The sequence below is a fragment of the Nitratireductor aquimarinus genome (assembly GCF_017255295.1).
Lineage (GTDB): Bacteria > Pseudomonadota > Alphaproteobacteria > Rhizobiales > Rhizobiaceae > Nitratireductor > Nitratireductor aquimarinus.
Genome location: NZ_JAFKDE010000003.1, coordinates 470,729 through 490,801 on the forward strand (window position 1 = coordinate 470,729; position 20,073 = coordinate 490,801).

19 protein-coding genes are annotated in these 20,073 nt (G+C 63.5%); 13 read left to right on the forward strand and 6 right to left on the reverse strand.

Features of this window, described 5'->3' with window-relative positions; translation table 11 throughout:
• The first annotated feature begins 31 nt into the window (after window positions 1-31).
• Both JYP46_RS06925 and JYP46_RS06930 read left to right on the forward strand, forming a co-directional pair.
• Entirely contained in the window at window positions 32-1,060 is a 1,029-nt protein-coding gene (locus tag JYP46_RS06925) for a zinc-binding dehydrogenase (protein WP_113156281.1), read from the forward strand.
• Window positions 1,061-1,070: 10 nt separating this feature from the next.
• Window positions 1,071-1,991: a lipid A biosynthesis lauroyl acyltransferase gene (locus JYP46_RS06930; RefSeq protein WP_113155051.1), complete on the forward strand. Its 921-nt coding sequence runs from the start codon at window positions 1,071-1,073 to the stop codon at window positions 1,989-1,991.
• Between the two features lie 51 nt (window positions 1,992-2,042).
• On the opposite strand, the gene JYP46_RS06935 is transcribed toward JYP46_RS06930, so the two are convergent.
• Window positions 2,043-2,474 (reverse strand): L,D-transpeptidase, encoded by a 432-nt coding sequence (locus tag JYP46_RS06935; protein ID WP_113155050.1) that lies wholly within the window; start codon window positions 2,472-2,474, stop codon window positions 2,043-2,045.
• Window positions 2,475-2,663: 189 nt separating this feature from the next.
• Here JYP46_RS06935 and JYP46_RS06940 point away from each other — a divergent pair, with 189 nt between their 5' ends.
• The 6 genes from JYP46_RS06940 to JYP46_RS06965 all read left to right on the forward strand — a co-directional run bounded on the left by JYP46_RS06940 (window position 2,664) and on the right by JYP46_RS06965 (window position 9,827).
• Window positions 2,664-3,947, forward strand: coding sequence for an acetylornithine deacetylase/succinyl-diaminopimelate desuccinylase family protein (locus JYP46_RS06940; RefSeq protein ID WP_113155049.1), 1,284 nt, complete (start codon window positions 2,664-2,666; stop codon window positions 3,945-3,947).
• Between the two features lie 82 nt (window positions 3,948-4,029).
• Window positions 4,030-5,511 (forward strand): ABC transporter substrate-binding protein, encoded by a 1,482-nt coding sequence (locus JYP46_RS06945; RefSeq protein ID WP_206547665.1) that lies wholly within the window; start codon window positions 4,030-4,032, stop codon window positions 5,509-5,511.
• 82 nt (window positions 5,512-5,593) lie between these two features.
• Window positions 5,594-6,541 carry an ABC transporter permease gene (locus tag JYP46_RS06950; RefSeq protein ID WP_113155047.1) on the forward strand — a complete coding sequence of 316 codons (948 nt, stop codon included), beginning with the start codon at window positions 5,594-5,596 and terminating at the stop codon, window positions 6,539-6,541.
• On the forward strand, window positions 6,538-7,410 hold the full coding sequence (locus JYP46_RS06955) for an ABC transporter permease (RefSeq protein WP_113155046.1): 873 nt from the start codon (window positions 6,538-6,540) through the stop codon (window positions 7,408-7,410). The genes JYP46_RS06950 and JYP46_RS06955 overlap by 4 nt, the downstream gene beginning before the upstream one ends.
• Window positions 7,407-9,041, forward strand: coding sequence for an ABC transporter ATP-binding protein (locus tag JYP46_RS06960; RefSeq protein ID WP_206547666.1), 1,635 nt, complete (start codon window positions 7,407-7,409; stop codon window positions 9,039-9,041). The genes JYP46_RS06955 and JYP46_RS06960 overlap by 4 nt, the downstream gene beginning before the upstream one ends.
• A 129-nt stretch (window positions 9,042-9,170) precedes the next feature.
• Window positions 9,171-9,827, forward strand: coding sequence for a transglycosylase domain-containing protein (locus JYP46_RS06965; protein ID WP_206547667.1), 657 nt, complete (start codon window positions 9,171-9,173; stop codon window positions 9,825-9,827).
• Between the two features lie 16 nt (window positions 9,828-9,843).
• Here the strand turns inward: JYP46_RS06965 and JYP46_RS06970 are convergent, their stop codons facing one another.
• Window positions 9,844-10,215 carry a TerB family tellurite resistance protein gene (locus tag JYP46_RS06970; RefSeq protein ID WP_206547668.1) on the reverse strand — a complete coding sequence of 124 codons (372 nt, stop codon included), beginning with the start codon at window positions 10,213-10,215 and terminating at the stop codon, window positions 9,844-9,846.
• 351 nt (window positions 10,216-10,566) lie between these two features.
• Here JYP46_RS06970 and JYP46_RS06975 point away from each other — a divergent pair, with 351 nt between their 5' ends.
• Window positions 10,567-11,352 carry a TSUP family transporter gene (locus JYP46_RS06975; RefSeq protein ID WP_113156280.1) on the forward strand — a complete coding sequence of 262 codons (786 nt, stop codon included), beginning with the start codon at window positions 10,567-10,569 and terminating at the stop codon, window positions 11,350-11,352.
• Between the two features lie 52 nt (window positions 11,353-11,404).
• The gene (locus tag JYP46_RS06980) at window positions 11,405-11,575 is read left to right on the forward strand and encodes a hypothetical protein (protein WP_204360808.1); all 171 of its coding nucleotides are present in this window, start codon (window positions 11,405-11,407) and stop codon (window positions 11,573-11,575) included.
• 75 nt (window positions 11,576-11,650) lie between these two features.
• Here the strand turns inward: JYP46_RS06980 and JYP46_RS06985 are convergent, their stop codons facing one another.
• Window positions 11,651-13,123: a cobyric acid synthase gene (locus JYP46_RS06985; RefSeq protein WP_206547730.1), complete on the reverse strand. Its 1,473-nt coding sequence runs from the start codon at window positions 13,121-13,123 to the stop codon at window positions 11,651-11,653.
• Between the two features lie 143 nt (window positions 13,124-13,266).
• On the opposite strand from JYP46_RS06985, the gene JYP46_RS06990 reads away from it, so the two are divergent.
• Together JYP46_RS06990 and mmsB are read left to right on the forward strand one after the other, a co-directional pair.
• The gene (locus JYP46_RS06990) at window positions 13,267-14,436 is read left to right on the forward strand and encodes an isobutyryl-CoA dehydrogenase (protein WP_206547669.1); all 1,170 of its coding nucleotides are present in this window, start codon (window positions 13,267-13,269) and stop codon (window positions 14,434-14,436) included.
• A gap of 50 nt (window positions 14,437-14,486) precedes the next feature.
• Window positions 14,487-15,371: a 3-hydroxyisobutyrate dehydrogenase gene (mmsB, locus tag JYP46_RS06995; RefSeq protein WP_206547670.1), complete on the forward strand. Its 885-nt coding sequence runs from the start codon at window positions 14,487-14,489 to the stop codon at window positions 15,369-15,371.
• A 278-nt stretch (window positions 15,372-15,649) separates the two neighbouring features.
• On the opposite strand, the gene JYP46_RS07000 is transcribed toward mmsB, so the two are convergent.
• From JYP46_RS07000 to JYP46_RS07010, 3 genes are all read right to left on the reverse strand, one after another.
• A complete protein-coding gene (locus tag JYP46_RS07000; protein WP_206547671.1) occupies window positions 15,650-17,029 on the reverse strand; it encodes an aspartate aminotransferase family protein in 1,380 nt (459 codons plus the stop codon).
• Between the two features lie 170 nt (window positions 17,030-17,199).
• Complete coding sequence (locus JYP46_RS07005) at window positions 17,200-17,955, reverse strand: phosphate/phosphite/phosphonate ABC transporter substrate-binding protein (RefSeq protein WP_206547672.1); 756 nt, start codon at window positions 17,953-17,955, stop codon at window positions 17,200-17,202.
• A 40-nt stretch (window positions 17,956-17,995) separates the two neighbouring features.
• Window positions 17,996-19,009 carry a fatty acid desaturase gene (locus JYP46_RS07010; protein WP_412033076.1) on the reverse strand — a complete coding sequence of 338 codons (1,014 nt, stop codon included), beginning with the start codon at window positions 19,007-19,009 and terminating at the stop codon, window positions 17,996-17,998.
• A 198-nt stretch (window positions 19,010-19,207) separates the two neighbouring features.
• On the opposite strand from JYP46_RS07010, the gene JYP46_RS07015 reads away from it, so the two are divergent.
• On the forward strand, window positions 19,208-20,059 hold the full coding sequence (locus JYP46_RS07015; protein WP_162742301.1) for a helix-turn-helix domain-containing protein: 852 nt from the start codon (window positions 19,208-19,210) through the stop codon (window positions 20,057-20,059).
• Window positions 20,060-20,073 lie beyond the last annotated feature (14 nt).

The following is a 20,073-nucleotide window of genomic DNA, read 5'->3' on the forward strand; positions in this document are numbered from 1 at the left end:
CAGACCACCAGCCTGAACATCGGAAGACATGATGCGCGCACTTCAACTCGTCGCCGACCGCAAGCTTGAAACCGTCGATCTTGCGCCGCCCCCCGCTCCCGGACAGGGAGAAGTGACGCTGAAGATCCGCGCCGTCGCGCTCAACCACATCGATGTCTGGGGCTGGCGCGGCATGGCGTTCGCCAAGCGCAAGATGCCGCTCGTGGTCGGTGCGGAAGCCTCCGGCGTGGTCGAGACGGTCGGCCCCGGCGTGAGCAACCTGCTCCCCGGCCAGCTCGTCTCCATCTACGGCGCGCGCACCTGCGGCCTCTGCCGCCCCTGCCGCGAAGGCCGTGACAATCTGTGTGAGCACGTCTCCGGCGTTCATGGCTTCCATCTCGATGGTTTTGCGCAGGAAAAGATCAACCTGCCGGCCCGCCTCCTCGTCCCCGCGCCGCCCGGCGTCGACGAGATCGGCGCAGCCGTCGCACCCGTCACCTTCGGCACGGTCGAGCACATGCTGTTCGACAATGCGAAGCTTGAGCCCGGCGAGACGATCCTCGTCCAGGCCGGCGGCTCCGGCATCGGCACCGCCGCCATCCAGCTTGCCAAAAGCATGGGCTGCACCGTCATCACCACGGTCGGCTCCGACGACAAGATGGAGAAAGCCCGCGCACTCGGCGCGGATCACGTCATCAACTACCGCGAAGACCGTTTCGAGGGCGTGGTGCGCAAGATCACGAAGAAGCGCGGCGTCGACGTGGTGTTCGAGCATGTGGGCGCAGACACCTGGGCAGGCTCGCTTCTGTGCATGAAGCGCGGCGGCCGTCTCGTCACCTGCGGCTCCACCTCCGGCGTCTCCACCAACATGAACCTGATGCAGCTCTTCCAGCAGCAGCTCAAGATCTTCGGTTCCTTCGGCTGCCGCATGGAAAACATGGCCGACGCCATGCAGAAGATGGCGCGCGGGCTGGCTTCGCCGGTCATCGACACCGAAGTGAGCTTCGACGACATCGACAAGGCGCTTGCCCGCATGGAAGGCCGCGACGTGTTCGGCAAGATCATCCTGCGCGTCGACTGATCCATCCAGCATGAAGCGCTTTCTTTTCCTTCTCGGCAGGCGTCTGAAGACGCTGGAATACTGGCTGACCGCCAAACTGGTGATCGGCGTTCTGGCGCTGCTGCGCCGCCTGCCGCCTGAAAAGGCGCTCAATCTGGCAGACCGGGTCGCGCGCACATTCGGCCCGAAGGTCGGACGGCATCGCCTCGCTGTCGACAATCTGCGTCAGGCCTATCCCGAAAAGAGCGACGCCGAGATCGAAACCATTGCCCGCGACATGTGGGGCAACATGGCGCGGCTCGCCGTCGAATACGTGTTTCTCGACAAGCTGTTCGATTTCGACCCGGAAGCCGAGACGCCCGGCCGCGTCGAAGTGGAAGGCGTGGAGATCTTCAAGCGGCTGCGCGAGGAAAAGGGTGTCCCGCACATCTTCTTCACCGGCCATATGGGCAATTTCGAGTTCCTGCCCATTGCCGCAGCCCGCTTCGATCTGACCACCACCTCGCTCTTTCGTCCGCCAAACAACCCGTTTGTCGCCGACTACATTCTCGAGACCCGGCGCAGCGCCATGGGCGGGCTCGTGCCCTCTCAGGCCGGTGCGGCCCTCCAGCTTGCCCGCGTTCTCGATGATGGCGGCAATATCGGCGTTCTGGTCGATCAGAAATTCCGCAAGGGGGTGAAGACCCGCTTCTTCGGCCGTGAATGCCGCACCAATCCGCTGCTCGCAAAGCTCGCGCGGCAGTATGAGTGCGATGTCTACCCGGCGCGCTGCAAGCGTCTGCCCGGCGGCCGCTACCGCCTGATCGTGGAAGACAAGGTCGCCCTGCCCCGCAACGCCGACGGCGTCATCGACATCGAGGCCAGCGCCCAGATGCTCAACGACGTGGTCGAACGCTGGGTGCGCGAAGACCCCGGCCAGTGGATGTGGTTCCACAAACGCTGGCAGATGTAGCGGAAGCGCGCCTGCGCTTCCCCGTCATCCCCGTCAGCCCCGTAATCCCCGTCAGTCCGTCACGACGATTCGCGTGTTGCCCGGTCCGATCTTCTTCACCAGCGCGTAGAGCCGCTTCGCATTTGTTGTGTGCAACCGCACACAGCCATGCGAGGCCGGACTTCCCAGCCTGGAGACGGCATTGGTGCCGTGGATGGCATAACCGCCATAATAGAAGATCGAATAGGGCATGGGCGACATGTTGTATTTGCGCGAATGCCACATCTTGTGCATGCGCTTTGGTCTCCACTGACCGCGCGGGGTCACATAACCGCGCCGCGCCGTGGAAACACGCCAGCGATGCAGGACACGTCCGCGATGCATCACCGTCATGGTCTGCTTGGATACACTGACCTTAGCCACCAGGCTTGCAGCGAAGCTTTGGTCCACGCCGCCAGAAAGAATCATGCCTGCAATGGCTACAGCAAAGAAAAATCGTTTCATGAGCGCCCCCCGCTACATGTGTGAAGTTTCTACCCGTAGTCTTGAGAAGCTTAGCTTCAAAACATAACGAAACCCCAAACTTCCCGATTAAAATTGAACTACACGCCCGCGTAACGTGCAAGTTCCGGGGCTTCACAATCGCGTGCGAAGCATCTTGCCAAGCCGCTTTCGTATCGCTCTATTGCTCGCATGAATGAACAGCTTGCCTTAGCCGTACGACGCAGGACGGAAGAACTCGTCGCCCTCACCATCGATCTGATCCGCTTCCCGACGGTCAACCCGCCGGGAGACGCCTACACGCCCTGCTGCGAGTACATCGCACGCCGTCTCAAGGCGAAGGGATTTGCCACCCAGTTCATCCGGGGCGTCGGCGCGCCGGGTGATTCCGACCGTTATCCGCGCACCAATGTGGTCGCCCGCCGCGAGGGCCGCAGCCCCGGTGCGACCGTGCATTTCAATTCCCATATCGACGTGGTGGAAGCCGGCGAAGGCTGGACGCTTGATCCCTATGCGGGCGTGGTTCGCGACGGCAAGGTGTTCGGTCGCGGCGCATGTGACATGAAGGGCGGCCTTGCCGCTTCCATCATCGCCGCAGAAGCCTTTCTGGAAATCTATCCGGATTTCCCCGGCGCCATCGAGATTTCCGGCACGGCTGACGAAGAGTCCGGCGGTTTTGGCGGCGTTGCCTATCTGGCCCGCGAAGGCTTCTTCTCCAAGCCCCGCGTCGATCACGTGATCATTCCCGAGCCGCTCAACAAGGACCGCATCTGCCTGGGCCATCGCGGCGTCTGGTGGGCGGAGATCGAAACCCACGGCGCAATCGCCCATGGGGCAATGCCGTTCCTCGGCGATTCGGCCATCCGCCACATGGGCGCCCTGCTTCACGCCTTCGAGGAGGAGCTTTTCCCCGCACTCGACGCCAAGCAGACCCGCATGCCCGTCGTGCCGGAGGGCGCGCGCCGTTCGACCCTCAACATCAATTCGGTCCATGGCGGCCAGACGGAGGATTTCTTCCCCGGCCTGCCCTCACCCAATGTCGCCGATTCGTGCCGCATGGTGCTCGACCGCCGCTTCCTCATCGAGGAGGACATTTCCGAGGTGAAGGGCGAAGTCGTCTCGATCCTCGAACGCCTGAAGCAGGAACGGCCGAAATTCGACTATTCCATGCGCGACCTGATGGAAGTGCTGCCGCTGATGACCGAGGAAGACGCGCCCGTACCCAGCGCCATCGCCGCCGGCATTCGCGAAGTGTTCGGCAAGGAGCCGGAATATGTCATTTCGCCCGGCACCTATGACCAGAAGCACATTTCGCGCATCGGCCATCTGCATGACTGCGTTGCCTATGGCCCCGGCATTCTCGATCTGGCGCACCAGCCGGACGAGTGGGTCGGCATCGAGGACATGGTGCAGTCGGCCACCGTCATGGCCATGAGCCTTGACGTGCTTTTGCGCGGTGTCACACCGCCGAAATAACCCCTTCCAAAACACGCGATTTACACGTGCCCTGAATCGCGCTTCAATCCATAAAAATGACACGGCCCTGCGGGAGAGACACATGAAAACCATCAAGTCCATCATTGGCGGAGCCGCGCTGTTATTGGCAGCGGGCACCGCTGCATTTGCAGCACGCACCGACCTCGTCATCGGCGTGGTTCTTGAACCGCCGCATCTCGACCCGACCGCCAGCGCTGCTGCCGCCATTGACGAAATCCTCTACGCCAATCTCTTTCAGGGTCTGACCCGCATCGGCCGCAATGGCGAAGTGCTTCCCGCACTGGCCGAAAGCTGGACCGTTTCCGACGACGGCAAGGTCTACACGTTCAACCTGCGTTCGGGCGTCACCTTCCATGACGGCACCGCGTTCGACGCCGAGGACGTCAAGTTCACGCTCGACCGTGCACGCGCCGACGATTCGACCAATGCGCAGAAGCAGCTTTTCGCCGCCATCGACACGGTCGAGGTGGTGGACCCGGCCACCGTCAAGGTCACGCTGAAATCCCCGCAGGGCTCATTCCTCTACAATCTGGGCTGGGGCGACGCCGTCATGGTCGCGCCCGAAACGGCTGACGGGAACAAGGAGAAGCCGGTCGGCACCGGCCCGTTCAAGTTCGGCAACTGGGCCAAGGGCTCTTCCATCACCCTCGTCAAAAACCCGGATTACTGGGGCGAGCCCGTCGCGCTGGAGAAAGCCGAGTTCCGCGTCGTTCCGGATGCCGCAGCCGCCATTCCCGCCCTCTTATCGGGCGATGTGCAGGCATTCCCGCAGATGCCCGCCGGCGATGCGCTCATCCAGATCGAGAGCGATCCGCGTTTCGTCGTCGCCATCGGCGCCACCGAGGGCGAGACCATCCTGTCGACCAACAACGGCAAAGAGCCCTTCAACGACATTCGCGTGCGTCAGGCCATCGCCCACGCCCTCAACCGCGAAGACATCATCGCCGGCAATGGCTCCGGCTATGGCACGCCCATCGGTTCGCATTTCTCGCCGGCCAACGAGGCCTATGTCGATCTGACCGAAACCTACGCCTACGATCCGGCAAAGGCGAAGGAACTGCTTGCCGAAGCGGGCTACCCGGCTGGCTTCAAGGCAACGCTGAAACTGCCGCCGCCGGCCTATGCGCGCGATGGCGGCCAGATCGTCGCTTCGCAGCTTCGCCAGGTCGGCATCGATCTGGAAATCATCCCCGTCGAGTGGGCCCAGTGGCTGGAACAGGTCTTCAAGAACAAGGACTACGACCTGACCATCATCTCCCACACGGAGCCGAACGACATCAACATTTACGCCCGTGACGACTATTACTTCGATTACAACAATCCGGCCTTCAAGGAGGTCATGAACACGCTCGAAGCCACCGCCGATCCGGCACGGCGTGTCGAGCTGTACAAGACCGCGCAGAAGATCATCGCCGAAGATGCGGTGAACGGCTTCCTGTTCCAGCTTCCCAAGATCGGTGTCTGGGACGCCAAGCTCGAAGGCATGTGGGAGAACTCTCCCATTCAGGCAAACGACCTGACCGACGTGAAGTGGGCTGACTGAACCTTCATGAACCGCCCTGCCGTCCGCGTGAGCGGGCGGCGGGCGGGCTGCAATCATATGGATAGGTTCTGACCCCGGACTCATGCTCGTCTATCTTCTCAAGCGCATTGCCATTGGCCTCGCCACGCTGCTCGTGGCGTCCGCCGTGGTGTTCTCCGTCCTGGAAATCATTCCCGGCGACCCGGCCCTCTTGATGCTCGGCATGAACGCCGAGCCCGACACGCTCGCCGCCCTGCGCGAGCAGATGGGCCTCAACCAGCCGGTTTTCCTGCGCTATCTCGACTGGGTGTCGGGTCTCGCCGTCGGTGATTTCGGCACGTCCTACACCTATTCCTCGCCGGTTCTGGAGCTGATCGGCGAGCGCGTCATGGTCTCCCTGCCGCTCGCTCTCATCTCGTTATTCCTGTCCACCGTCATCGCGCTGCCCGTCGGCATTTTCGCTGCCGCCCGCCGCGGCAAGCCCGCCGACACCATCACCATGGGGGCGGCGCAGGTGGGTGTCGCCATCCCCAATTTCTGGTTCGCGCTGCTCCTGATCTACCTGTTCGCCGTCTGGCTCCGCCTTGTGCCCGCCGGCGGCTTTCCCGGCTGGGATGCGGGCATCTGGGCCGGTCTCAAGGCACTCATCCTGCCGGCCATCGCGCTGGCGCTGCCGCAGGCGGCCATCCTTGCCCGCGTCACCCGTTCGGCCATGCTCGAAGTGCTGGGCGAGGATTACATCCGCACCGCCCGCGCCAAGGGCATGCCGCGCCGCATCGTTCTGTGGCACCACGCGCTGCGCAATGCGCTGATCCCGGTGCTCACCATTCTCGGCCTGCAATTCGCCTTCCTGCTCGCCGGCACCATCATCATCGAGAACGTGTTCTACCTGCCGGGTCTTGGCCGTCTCGTTTTTCAGGCCATCACCCAACGCGATCTCATCGTCGTTGAAGGCGTGGTGATGCTGCTCGTCGCCACGGTGATCATCGTCAACATTCTCGTCGATATCGGCTACGCCATCGTCGATCCGCGCCTGAGGACACGCCGATGAGCCAGGACGCAAGCATGCCCCCCGCACCGCCGCAGAACCATTTCCTGCAAATGGCGCTCGCCAACCGTTCCTTCATGATCGGCCTTTTCATAACGCTGATCATCACCGGAATGGCGCTCCTGTCCTTTGTCTGGACGCCCTACGACATTACCCATCTGGTGGTCTCCGACCGCATGCAGGGCCTGTCATGGGCGCATCCGCTGGGCACCGACCACCTTGGCCGCGACATCCTTTCCATGATCATGATCGGCGCGCGCAACTCCATCGCCGTGGCCATTGTCGCCGTTGGCATCGGCATGGGCGTCGGCGTGCCGCTCGGCTGCTGGGCAGCCGCGCGTGGCGGCGTGGTCGATGAAGTCCTGATGCGCTTCAACGATCTGGTCTTCGCCTTCCCGGCCCTTCTCTCGGCCATCATGATCACCGCCATTTTCGGCCCCGGCGCGATCAACGCCATCATCGCCATCGGCATTTTCAACGTTCCGGTCTTTGCCCGCGTGGCGCGCGCCGGCGCGCTCTCCATCTGGCCGCGCGAGTTCATTCTGGCAGCCCGCGCCGCCGGCAAGAACAGGGTGCTCATCACCATCGAGCACATCCTGCCCAACATCGTCGCGCTGCTCCTCGTTCAGGGCACCATCCAGTTTGCGCTTGGCATTCTGGCCGAGGCGGGCCTGTCCTATCTGGGGCTTGGCACGCAACCGCCCATGCCCTCCTGGGGGCGCATGCTGTTCGAGGCGCAGACCCGCATGATGATCGCCCCCCATCTGGCCATCTTCCCCGGCCTCGCCATCGTCATCACCGTGCTCGGTCTCAACCTGCTCGGCGACGGCCTGCGCGACCTTCTCGACCCAAGGCTGAGGCGCGAGCGATGAGCCTGCTTGAAATAGAAAACCTGTCCCTTTCCATCGCCGGCCACCCGGTTCTGAAGGATGTCGACCTTCAGATCGCTCCCGGCGAAGTGCTCGGCGTCGTCGGCGAATCCGGTTCCGGCAAATCCATGAGCGCCCTCACCGTGATGCAGCTCCTGCCGGAGCTCACCCGCGCTCAAGGCCGCGTCACCTTTGACGGGATCGACATTCTCGCCGCCCCCGAAGAGGCCATGTGCCGCCTTCGCGGCGATGATCTCGGCATGGTCTTTCAGGAGCCCATGACCGCGCTCAACCCGGTCAAGACCATCGGCGAACAGGTGGCCGAGGGCATTCGCTGGCACACCGGCGCCAACCGTCCGGACGCCGAAGCGCGCGCCCGCGCCATTCTCGACCGTGTCGGCCTGCCCGAGAGCAAGTTTCCGCTCTCGCGCTTTCCTCACGAGCTTTCCGGCGGCCAGCGCCAGCGCGTCGTCATCGCCATCGCCTGCGCGCTCAAGCCCAAGCTCCTGATCGCCGACGAGCCCACCACCGCGCTCGATGTCGTGCTTCAGGCGCAGATCCTCGATCTGCTGCGCGACCTGGTGGAAGAAAACCGCATGGGCCTCATGCTCATCTCGCACGATCTGGCCGTCGTCGCCGACATGGCCGACCGTGTGACCGTCATGCGCCATGGCGTGGTGATGGAAAGCGGCCCCACGGCCACCGTTCTGCGCGAGCAGAAACACCCCTACACCCGCCAGCTCGCCGAGGCCTCCACCCATGTGCCGGCCCGCGCCCGCCCGCAGGAAGAGGCCGGGAAGGAGGAGCAGACGCCCCTCCTCAGCGTCTCCAGCGTCACGCGCGACTATCCCGGTCGCCGCAAGGGGCTTTTCTCCAAGCCGGAACCCTTCCGCGCCGTCGACAATGTCAGTTTTTCGCTGGTTCCCGGCCATGCGGTTGCGCTGGTGGGACGTTCAGGGTGCGGAAAGTCGACGCTTGCCCGCATGATCCTTGCGCTCGATCGTCCCACATCCGGCGAAATCCGCCTCGACGGCGAAGCGCTTGGCGGCAAGAGCGAACATGAACTGCGCCACGCCCGGCGCAACATGCAGGTGGTCTTTCAGGACCCCTATGGCTCGTTCAATCCGCGCCATCAGGTGGAGCGGCTGGTGGCCGAGCCCCTGCATCTGCTCGACACGAAACCGTCCGTCACCGAACGCCGCGAGCGTGTCGCCGAAGCGCTCGAATCCGTCGGCCTCAAGGCCAGCGACATGCAGAAATACCCGCATGAGTTTTCCGGTGGCCAGCGCCAGCGCGTATCCATTGCCCGCGCCATCATCACCCGTCCGAAGCTGATCGTGGCCGACGAGCCTGTCTCCGCTCTTGACGTGTCGATCCGCGCGCAGATCCTCGACCTGTTCGCCGATCTGAACCAGCGGCTCGATCTCACCTATCTCTTCATCACCCATGATCTGACGGTGGCGCGCGCCATCACAGACGAAGTCATGGTCATGCATGACGGGCGCATCGTGGAAAGCGGCCCCACCGCCGCCGTTCTGGAAAACCCGGAATCGGAAGCGGCAAAGGCGCTCGTCGCCGCCGCGCCCGATCTGGAACGCGCCATCGCGGCACGGCTCGCCCGGGAGAAGGCCTGAGCCCGGTCATAACGCCAGACCGACGGCATTGCGCAAGCGCCCGCCCCGGTCTGGCGTCACATCATCAAACATCAGAGGATTCTCTCTGCCGGCCACATTTTGACCGATCCGAAACCGCATCCGGTTTGAATGAAAAAGATTCTGAAAACAGCCTCTACCCTCATCCTTGCCATTTTCGCCGCCGCGCTTGCCTATGGGGGATGGGGCTATCTCGATGCAATCAAGGATGCCGATGCCCTGAAACTGCGGGCAGATGCGCTCATCGCCGAGAACCGCGGCGGGCAGTCGCTTGGAGACGCCCGGTTGCAGCAGTTGCTGCAGGTGCAGGATCCAAACTTCCAGGGCCATTCCGGTGTCGACATGATCACCCCCGGCGCAGGCGTCACGACCATCACCCAGTCAGCCGCCAAACGCCTGGCTTTTGAGGCGTTCAAACCCGGCATCGGAAAAATCCGCCAGACCGGCTATGCCCTTGGGCTGGAAAGCGAACTCACCAAAGAGCAGATCCTCGCGCTCTGGCTCGACACGCTGGAGATGGGCAAAGGTCCCGATGGCTGGGTCACCGGCTTTCACCGTGCAAGCGAAAAAGTTTTCGGCAAAGCGCCCACAGACCTTCAGGAAACCGAGTTCCTGAGCCTCGTGGCCGTTCTGATTGCGCCTGCAAAATACCGGCTTGGCACGGACGATCCGGCCCTTGCCGAACGCGTAGAGCGCATCGCACGTCTTGTTTCAGGATCGTGCAGCCCGCTGGACAATGGGGACGTCTGGCTGGAGGGATGCCGTTGAGCCTCGGAGCCGCGCTCTAGCCCGACAGATGCGCCACTTCATCTGCGCCGAGCCCCAGTACATCGCACACCCGCGCCGTCAGCCGGTCAGCGCGGGGACCAAGCTCCGCGTCGCGCGCGGCCAGATCAAACAGTGTCTCGGCAAGGATCAGCCGCCGCTCGTGGCTGGTCTGGCGCAGGTTCGCGCGCGCCTGCATCACTTCGGCCTCCGTCGCCAGCGCCGAAAGCGCGGCGACAAGCTCTGCAATCTCGTCTTCGGATAAAGCAAGCGCGCCAGCGGCGACGCGGCCAAGGAGCGTCTTCTCACGCTCCCCCAGCGGCTCGTCGGTCAGTGCCAGCCGTAAGAGCAGCAGCACGTCGCCGGCCATGGCGTTCAAAGCGGCTGACATCTCATGGCCCTCCGCCCCTGAGCCGGAGTTTGGCCCGGACTCTGGCCCGGCATCTGGCCCGGAATCTGGCGAAGTAAACATGGCTTGCTCCCGGTCTCTCTGTTCCTGACCACAATACGGTGCCACTGCCCAACTGGATCACCGGGCCGGGCATCGCGCCATAACGCAACCGCCACGAAAGTGCTCAAACACAACACTTCCGGTGAGGGTCGACACGCATCGTCGTCAAGGCCGTTCCTTCATTGATTGCGCCACAGCGCAAAGCTTCCTGTACAACTGCCGAAACCGCCTTGCGGAGCGCATCCGGTTGTGATGCAAGAAGCCATCCTTATCGCTGGCTACTCCGTGAACATGTTTGAAGCAAGTCTCGAGATTCTCCTCCTTCTGACCCTGGCAGCCTTTTTTGCCGGCTTTATGGATGCAATCGCCGGTGGCGGCGGTCTCGTCACCATACCCACCCTGCTTCTGGCCGGCTTTCCACCGGTGCTTGCACTCGGCACCAACAAGCTGCAGGGCATGTTCGGCAGCGGAGCCGCAGCATACGCCTATGCCAAGGCGGGGCATGTGCGCATTTCCGACCAGATATGGCCCGCGATCTTCTCGTTTCTGGCCTCGATAGCCGGCGCGCTGGTGGCAACGATCCTGCCGGCCGATCTCCTGCGCGGCATGCTTCCCGTGCTCCTGATCGCGGTCGCGCTTTATTTCGCGTTTAAACCCAATTTGAACGACATCGACCGCGCGCAGCGCATCACGCCCTTCGTTTTCGGCTTAACCGTCGCGCCTTTTCTCGGCTTCTACGACGGCGCATTCGGCCCCGGCACGGGCTCCTTCTTCATGCTCGCCTTTGTGGGCCTCGCCGGTCAGGGCCTGCTCAAGGCCACAGCGCACACCAAGTTTCTGAACTTCGCGTCCAATGTCGGTGGCTTCGCAGCCTTCGCCATGGTCGGCGCCATCGCGTGGAAGGTCGGGCTGATGATGGGACTGGCGCAGATCGCCGGCGCGCGCATCGGTGCAGCCTTCGCCATGAAGAAGGGTTCTCGCGTCATCAAGCCGCTTCTGGTGATCACCTGTCTGGCGCTTGCGGTTCGTCTCCTGATGGATCCCGAGAACCCGCTGCTGCGGTCTATTGGCCTATAAGCCCGATCCGGCCCTAACCTGATCCCCGCTATCATCACCATCGGGGATTCCCATGACACTCAACGCACCCACAAAAGTCGTCTTTCTGCTCAGCCTGGTCATCGCGATCATCGGGGTCGTCGCAGCGTTCAATCTCCTGACCTTCGTGCCGATCCCCGCCTTCTGGATCATGACGCTGGCCTATCTTCTGATGGTCGGCGGCTCGCTTTTGAAAGGCGTATAGGGAAAGACATCAGGAGCCACCGGCCTGAAGAGCAGTGTATGATAGCGTAATCGGGGTGCGTTCAGGGTCAGGACCCTAGCGGGCGGCAGCAAGCAGCGCGTCGCAGTCCAGATGCTCTTCAAGTTGCATGGCGATGTTATCCAGCGCCTGCTCGACCTGCGCGCGATAATTCGTTCCCCCCGTCTCGATGCCAAATTCCCTGAGGAATCGCGCCCGAAACGCGTCGGAGCCGAACAGACCGTGCAGATAGGTGCCCGTGACAAGGCCATCGCTGGATGTCGCACCGTCCGGGCGGTCGCCGATCATGGCCACCGGGCGGGCGCAATCCGCCCCTTCGGTCCGGCCGATATGGATCTCATAGCCGGACAGGGCCACGCCGTGGCGCGGAGAGAGCGCCTCCACCTCGCGCAGCGCCTTTTGCGGCTGCATCACCGTCTCCACATCGAGCAGCCCCAGCCCCTCGAAGCGCCCGGCCTCGCCCTCGAACCCTTCCGGATCATCGACGCTGCGGCCAAGCATCTGATAGCCCCCGCACAGGCCGACAATGCGCCCGCCGCGCGCGTGATGCGCTTTCAGATCCTCATCCCAGCCCTGCCGGCGCAGAAACGCCAGATCGCCGATGGTCGATTTCGACCCCGGCAGAACGATCAACCCCGCATCGCGCGGCAGACGCTCCCCCGGCGGCACGAACACCACCTCCACCTCCGGCTCCGCCGACAGCGGATCGAGATCGTCGAAATTGGCGATGCGTGAGAGCATCGGCACGGCAACCTTGAGCTTCGCCGGCAAATGGCTCGCCCGTCGCGCCAGCGTGACGGAATCCTCCGGCGGCAGGCGGCTTGCGTCGGCCAGCCACGGCACCACCCCGAAGGAGGGCCAGCCGGTGAACCGGCCAATCGCGGCAATCCCGTCATCGAACAGCGAGAGGTCACCGCGAAACTTGTTCACGATGTAGCCGACGATCATGCGCCGGTCTTCCTCGCTCAGGATCAGATGCGTGCCCGCGAGTGCGGCGATCACCCCGCCCCGGTCGATATCGCCGACCAGCACCACTGGCACGTCCGCCTGCGTGGCAAACCCCATATTGGCGATGTCACGGGCGCGCAGATTGATCTCGGCGGGCGAGCCTGCCCCTTCGACGATCACCAGATCGGCTTCTTTGCGCAGCCGCTCGAACGATTCGAGCACCGGCCCGATCAGCGCGCCCTTGCTGCGCTGATAGTCGCGCGCTCGCGCCGAGCCGCGCGAGCGGCCCTGCACCACGAGCTGCGCGCCCATGTCGCTCTCCGGCTTGATCAGAACGGGGTTCATGTCCACGCTCGGCGCGACCCCGCAGGCCAACGCCTGCAGCCATTGCGCCCGGCCGATCTCGCCCATCTCGTCGCCACCGCCCGGCATCGCGGCAATCGCGGCATTGTTCGACATGTTCTGCGGCTTGAACGGGCGCACATCGAAACCCCGCCGCTTCGCCATCCGGCAGAGCCCGGCCACCAGCACCGACTTGCCCACATCCGAACCCGTGCCCTGCAGCATGATGGCGCGCGCCATGGTCATCCCCGTCTTCATCCTGTCCGCGCCCCAATCCTGTCCGCGTTTGATGCACAGCGCCTGTGCCGCACCTCGCATTGCGCGGCCCACTCAATGCACTAAACTGATCCGACTGGGAAGATTTTCCATTTCGGGAGGACGTCATGGACGCCAATGCTTCGTCTGGCGCAGAGCAGTTCGAGCTCAACGCCGATCAGCGCGCCATTCAGGAAATGACGGAGAGCTTCGCCGCCGACCGTGTTGCCCCCAACGCGCTCGACTGGGACCGTGACAGGCATTTCCCTGCCGATGTGGTGCGCGAGACCGGGCCGCTTGGCTTCGGCGGCATCTATGTGCGCGACGATGTGGGCGGCTCAGCGCTCGGTCGGCTCGACGCCGTGCTCATCTTCGAGGCTCTGGCCGCCGCCTGCCCCGGTTTTTCCTCCTTCATTTCCATTCACAACATGGCCGGCTGGATGATCGACACGTTCGGCAGCGAGGAGCAGCGCCAGCGCTTCCTGCCGAAACTCACCTCCATGGAGTGGCTGGCAAGCTACTGTCTCACCGAGCCCGGCTCAGGCTCCGATGCCGCAGCGCTCAAGACCAAGGCCGTCAAATCCGGCGACCACTATGTGCTGAACGGCACCAAGCAGTTCATTTCGGGTGCCGGTGAAAACGACATCTATGTCGTCATGGCCCGCACCGGCGAGGACGGCCCCAAGGGCGTTTCAACGCTGATCGTGCCCAAAGACGCGCCCGGTCTCTCCTTCGGCCCGGCCGAGTTCAAGATGGGCTGGCACATGCAGCCGACCCGTCAGGTCATCTTCGAGGATTGCAAAGTGCCCGCCGAAAACCTTCTCTCCAATGAGGGAGCAGGCTTCAGCATCGCCATGGCCGGGCTCGATGGCGGTCGCCTCAACATCGCCGCCTGCTCGCTGGGTGGCGCGCAATCGGCCCTCGACAAGGCGCTCGCCTACACGGCAGAGCGCGAGGCGTTCGGACAGGCCATCAACCGCTTTCAGGCGCTCCAGTTCAAACTCGCCGATATGGAGACCAGTCTCCAGGCCTCGCGCATGATGCTCTACACCGCCGCCGCCCGGCTGGACGCCAAGACACCGGACGCCTCCAAATGGTCGGCCATGGCCAAGCGTTTCGTCACCGATACCTGTTTCGATGTGGCCAATGACGCGCTGCAGCTTCATGGCGGCTATGGCTATCTGCACGAATATGGCGTTGAAAAACTGGTGCGCGATCTGCGCGTCCACCAGATCCTTGAAGGCACCAACGAGATCATGCGCCTGATCATCGCAAGACAGTTGGTCGGTCGCTCCTGACCCCAAACGAGAACACGACGCTCAGCCCGCATTTCCGGAGGAACCCCAATATGGCAACCATCGCATTCATCGGTCTCGGCAATATGGGCAACCCCATGGCCGCCAATCTGGTCAAGGCCGGGCACAGCGTTCAGGGCTTCGACCTGATCACGGAGAACCTCGAAACCGCCGCCAGCAATGGCGTCACCGTCATGGCCAGCGCCGAAGCGGCGGTGAAGGATGCTGCCGTGATCATCACCATGCTGCCGGCGGGAAAGCATGTGCTCTCCGTCTATGCCGACATCGCCCCGAAAGCCGCCCGTGGCGCGCTCTTCATCGATTCCTCCACCATCGACGTGGAGTCGGCCAGAAAAGCCCACGCCATCGCCGCCGAAAACAATCTTCTCTCCATCGATGCGCCGGTCTCCGGCGGTGTGGGCGGCGCGGAAGCGGGCACCCTCACCTTCATGGCCGGCGGCTCTGCCGACGCCTTCGCAAAGGCCAGCCCCATTCTGGAGCCGATGGCCGGCCGCGTCGTGCACTGCGGCGAAGGTGGTGCGGGCCAGGCCGCCAAGATCTGCAACAACATGATCCTCGGCATTTCCATGATCGGCGTCAGCGAGGCCTTCGTGCTGGCCGAAAAGCTCGGGCTCTCCCATCAGGCGCTGTTCGACGTGGCGTCCACCTCGTCCGGCCAGTGCTGGTCGCTGACGAGCTATTGCCCGGTGCCCGGCCCCGTGCCCGCCTCACCCGCAAACCGCGACTACAAGCCCGGTTTCGCCGCAGGCCTCATGCTCAAGGATCTGCGCCTTGCACAGGAAGCCGCGCAGGGCGCCGGCGCAGTTACGCCGCTCGGTGCGGAAGCCACCCAGCTCTACGCACTTTTCAACGCCATGGGCCACGAAGGCACGGATTTTTCAGGCATCGTGAATTTCCTGCGCGGCAAGGAAAGCTGAAAAAAAATAGTCTGCCGGCAAAAAAGATGCGTTTTTATACTTCCCGCTAACCTCCCGGTAACCATGAGGGGCTAGAAATGACGTCGAGGCGGATTTGAAGCCTCCCCGACGCCGGAACAGGTCTCGCGTACCGGTACGGGAAGTTTTCGCAGCGTAGCGTATTTGCGAAGACAGCGTATTCGAGTAGCAAAAAACCGCGTCTCTTCCCGCCCGAAGAAACGCGGTTTTTTTTTGTGCTTGTGAGAACGCCGGGTGCACACACCCGGCTGCAAACCTCTCTACCCCTTCCGCAGATCCGCTTCCGCGCGATCAAGCGCTGCGCCGATCCGCTCGCAGGCCATGTCGATGGTCTCCCGCGTCCAGATCAGCGGCGGCGACAGGATCATCGTGTCGCCCACGGCCCGCATCATCAGCCCGCCGGAAATCGCATGATCGCGCACGCAGGAAGCCGCCGCGCCATCACCTGGAAAACGCGCCCGCGTTTCCCGGTCCGCCACGATCTCGATCGCCGCCATCAGACCAAAGGCCCGCACCTCGCCGACAATGCCGTGATCGCCCAGCCGCGCCTGAAGCGCTTTGGCAAAATAAGGCCCGGTGTCCGTGCGCACCCGTTCGACAAGCCCTTCACGCTCGATGATCTCCAGGTTCTTCAGCGCCACCGCACACGCCACCGGATGCCCCGAATAGGTGTAGCCGTGATAGAACTCGCCGCCCTTCTTCACCAGCGTCTCGGCAATCCGGTCGCCGACCAAAAGGGCCGAAAGCGGCTGGTAGCCGGATGTCAGCGCCTTGGCAGTCGTGATGGTGTCGGGCTCAAGCCCAAGCCGCTCGGCCGCAAACCATTCGCCCGTGCGGCCATAGCCCGTGATCACCTCATCCAGCATCAACAGCACATCATGTTTCTTGCAGATGCGGTCGATCTCCGGCCAATAGCTTTCCGGCGGGATTTTCACGCCGCCGGCCCCCATCACCGGCTCACCGATGAAGGCGGCGACATTGTCCGGCCCGGCTTCCAGAATGGCGTCCTCCACGGCCTTCGCAGCGCGAAGGCCGAAATCATGATCGCTCTCGCCCTCTTCCCGCAGCTCAAACGCATAGGGCGGCATCACATGGGCGATGTTCGGCACTTCGCCATAAAGCTGGCCATGCATCGCCGACATGCCACCCAGCGACGTCGCCGCCACGGTTGAGCCGTGATAGGCCCAGTTGCGCGAGATGATGCGGTTCTTTTCCGGTCTGCCTTCCAGCGCCCAGTAATGACGCACCAGCCGCAGCGCAGTGTCATTGGCCTCCGAGCCCGACGATCCGTAGAATACCTGGTTGATGTTGGCGGGCGCGATCTCCGCCAGTTTCTGCGCCAGAAGCACCGGCGTCGGCGTCGTGCAGCGGAAGAAGGAATTGTAGTAGGGCAACTCCTTCATCTGTTCACAAGCGGCCTCGGCCAGTTCGTCCCGCCCATAGCCCACATTCACGCACCACAGCCCCGCCATGCCGTCGAGGATTTCATTGCCCTCCATGTCATAGACGAAAGGCCCGTCCGCGCGCGTCACGATGCGCGAGCCCGCAGCCCGCAGATCCGCGTGGTCGGTGAACGGATGCAGATGGTGCGCAGCATCCATCGCCTGAAGCTGATCCAGGGAAAAATTCTTGTATGTCATAGACTTGCTCTCTTCGCTTGAATTCATTCGGCAAGGCCGAAAACCGGTTCAGGCGAAGAGCGGCGGTGAGTACCCTATGCGCGCGCAAAGCCGCAGAAGCTCCGTGTGCCGTGTGCGCGGCGACGGTCTGGCGGTCGGCAGTTTGGCGCTTGTCAGTGTTTGACGACGGCTCATGGCGCAAGTCTATCCCCGCCATCATTCACCTTGCAAGATGCCTCCGCCAGCACGGCGCGCAGCGCAGCCCGTGTCTGCGCATCCGTCGCAAAGCTCGTGATATAGGGCAGCCCCGGCCGCCGCGCCGTCCACCCCGCCACAAGCAGGAGATCCATGCCCGGCTCGAAACGCTGCGCCAGCGCCCAGCTTCGACAGTCTACTGCACACAAATCCGCACGCCCGTCGCGCACGGCCCGAAGCGACTGGCGATGCCCGCCTGTTTCAAGACATTGTGAAAACAAATCAATGCCTTCTCCGGCCTCTCTCAGATCCTGAATCAAGCCTAGACAGCCCGACCGGGAGACCGGATCGTTAAACGCAAGCCGCATCCCGCCCATGCGATCAAGCGGCAGGCGCGCCATGCCGTCCTCCGGCGAACGCACGCTCATGGCTCCCCCCGCAGCATCACGGCGCATCACGATGGCGCTCGAATAGAGCGGCCCCGCACCGCCCTCAAAGGCGGAATAATCCGGCTGCGCCAGCACCTGCACGTCATTCGCCAGCCCCGCCTCCAGAGGCCCCCAGCAGGTCTGCGCCAGAAGCAGGTCCGGGTCCCGCCAGATCGCCTGCACATCGCCGCCGCGCGTCAAAGCATCCGGCGCGGCCACGCCACGGGCGCGCAGCCCGTCACGAATGACCCGCCACAGCGCATCGGTTTCGTCCCGGCACTCCGGCCAGTCATACATGGGAAGGGCTGCCAAAGGTTCGCTCATAAAACCTTATCCGATGGCTGGAAGGATGATGGCAAGCGCCCTACTCCTTCACGGGCCTTGCCGGAACCGGCACACTTCCCGTCCCGCTCATCGAACGGCCATGGGCGCGCGGACGAAACGCGCTGGCGGCTTCCCGTGCCCGTCGAAGTGCGGGATGCGGCACCGGCTCCTTCGTGCGAAAGGCAAAGTCCTTCGCCAGCGCAAAATAGCCCGGATAGCTGTACCCGTCATTCATGGCGAGCCACTCCGCCCGTCGCGCACGATAAAGCGCCGGCAGCCGATACCACGGCGCACCCGGCATCTTGTGATGGACCAGATGCAGATTGTTGTTCAGAAACAGCAGCGCCAGCGGCGAGCGCTCCACGATGATCGTGCGTCCGTCCGGCCGCTCGGACCATTGATGCTCTGCAAAGGTGCGAACCGAGATCAGCGATTGCCCCAGCCAGGCCGGCCCCAGCACATAAAGCCACAGCGGCATCCCGAACCCGAAAACGACCACCGGCAGCAAAACCGCCAGCCCCGCCGCATGCAGAAGCCACGCCCTGCGCACACCGGGGGCATCTTCCCGGATCAGCTTCATCTCCGCAGCGAGAAAGCCTGCCGTCATGATCGCCGGTCCCAGCACGAACCGACCGGCCATCGTGTTGTTGATCCCAAGAAGACGCCGCGCCCAGCCCGGCATTTCCTCATAGCGCCACCGCGCCCGGTAATAGCTCTCCGGGTCCTCGAACGGATCGGTCAGGCGCTCGTCTGCGTGATGGCGCAAATGCAGCGCCCTGAAACGGCGATAGGGATAGACAAGCCCCAGCGGCAAGAACACCAGCGCCTCGTTCACCAGCGCCCGCCGCGTCGGGTGGCCGTGGAGGCATTCGTGCATCAGCGAGCTCTGCAGCGCGACCGTCAACGCCAGAAGCGCCAGTGCCGTCAAAGGCCAATCCGGCCACAGAAAAAGCCCCGCCGCAGCCCAGGCTCCGTAGCATAAGAAAATCAGCGCAAGCGTCGGCCATTCCACCGCCGCACGGCCTGCGCCCCGGCGTCTGGTTGTCATATTCATCTCTATCCCGGTTCTGCGCCGCACGGCCCCAATCGCTCCCCGCTCTCGGCCCGGAAACGCGGCGCGCCGTGCATCCTGACATGAAACTGTCAGGAGGGCCCCGGCACACGCAATGCGAGAATACGCACAATGCGTTGACTTTGCGCACCAAGAGCATCAATTGTTTACAAAACTCATCAGTCGACGATTGAGCGCATCATGGACAGGATTGTCATCGACAAACGCGATCTCTCCGGCACGTTCCGCGAGCGCCTGAAAACCCTGCTCAAGCGCTCGGGCCTCAACCAGTCGGCCTTCGCCAGCGCCGTCGGCATAGACCGCTCGGCCCTCTCCCAGCTTCTCTCCGGCGCGTCCACACGCCTGCCGCGTGCCGAAACGCTCATCAACATCGCTGCCGAACACAAGGTCTCGCTCGACTGGCTCCTTGGCCTCAGTCAGGATGAAGGCATCACCGGCGACCTGCGCGAAAGCCTGGAGATCGCCGAGGCGCAGGGCGGTTTCAACGACACGCTGCTCGCCAAATGGCACGCCGAGGCCGTCGGCACCAAGATCCGCTACGTGCCATCGGGCATTCCGGATCTGCTGCGCACCGAAGCCGTCATCCTCTACGAAGCCGAAGCCATGCCGCAGCGCCGCGCCACCCAGATCAGCGAAGCGCAGTACCGGGTCGATTACAACCGCAGGCCGGAAACGGACATGGAAGTCTGCATGCCGCGCCAGACACTCGAGCTCTTCGCCAAGGGAGAAGGCGTCTGGCGCACCCTGCCCGAAAAGGTGCGCGCCGAGCAGGTCGTGCACATGGCCCGCCTGCTGGACGACCTCTACCCGACCTTCCGCCTCTTCCTGTTCGACGGGCGCAAACGCTTCTCCGCGCCCTACACGATCTTCGGCCCCTACCGCGCCGCGCTCTATATGGGCGGCGTCTATCTGGTCCTCAGCGCCACCAGCTCCGTGCAGCGCCTGACGCGCCATTTCGACGGTCTCATTCGCGATGCCGAGATCAACGCCCATGAGGCCGCCGGTTTTGTAAAGAGCCTGCGGCTCGGCTGATCGCCTTCCCGCGT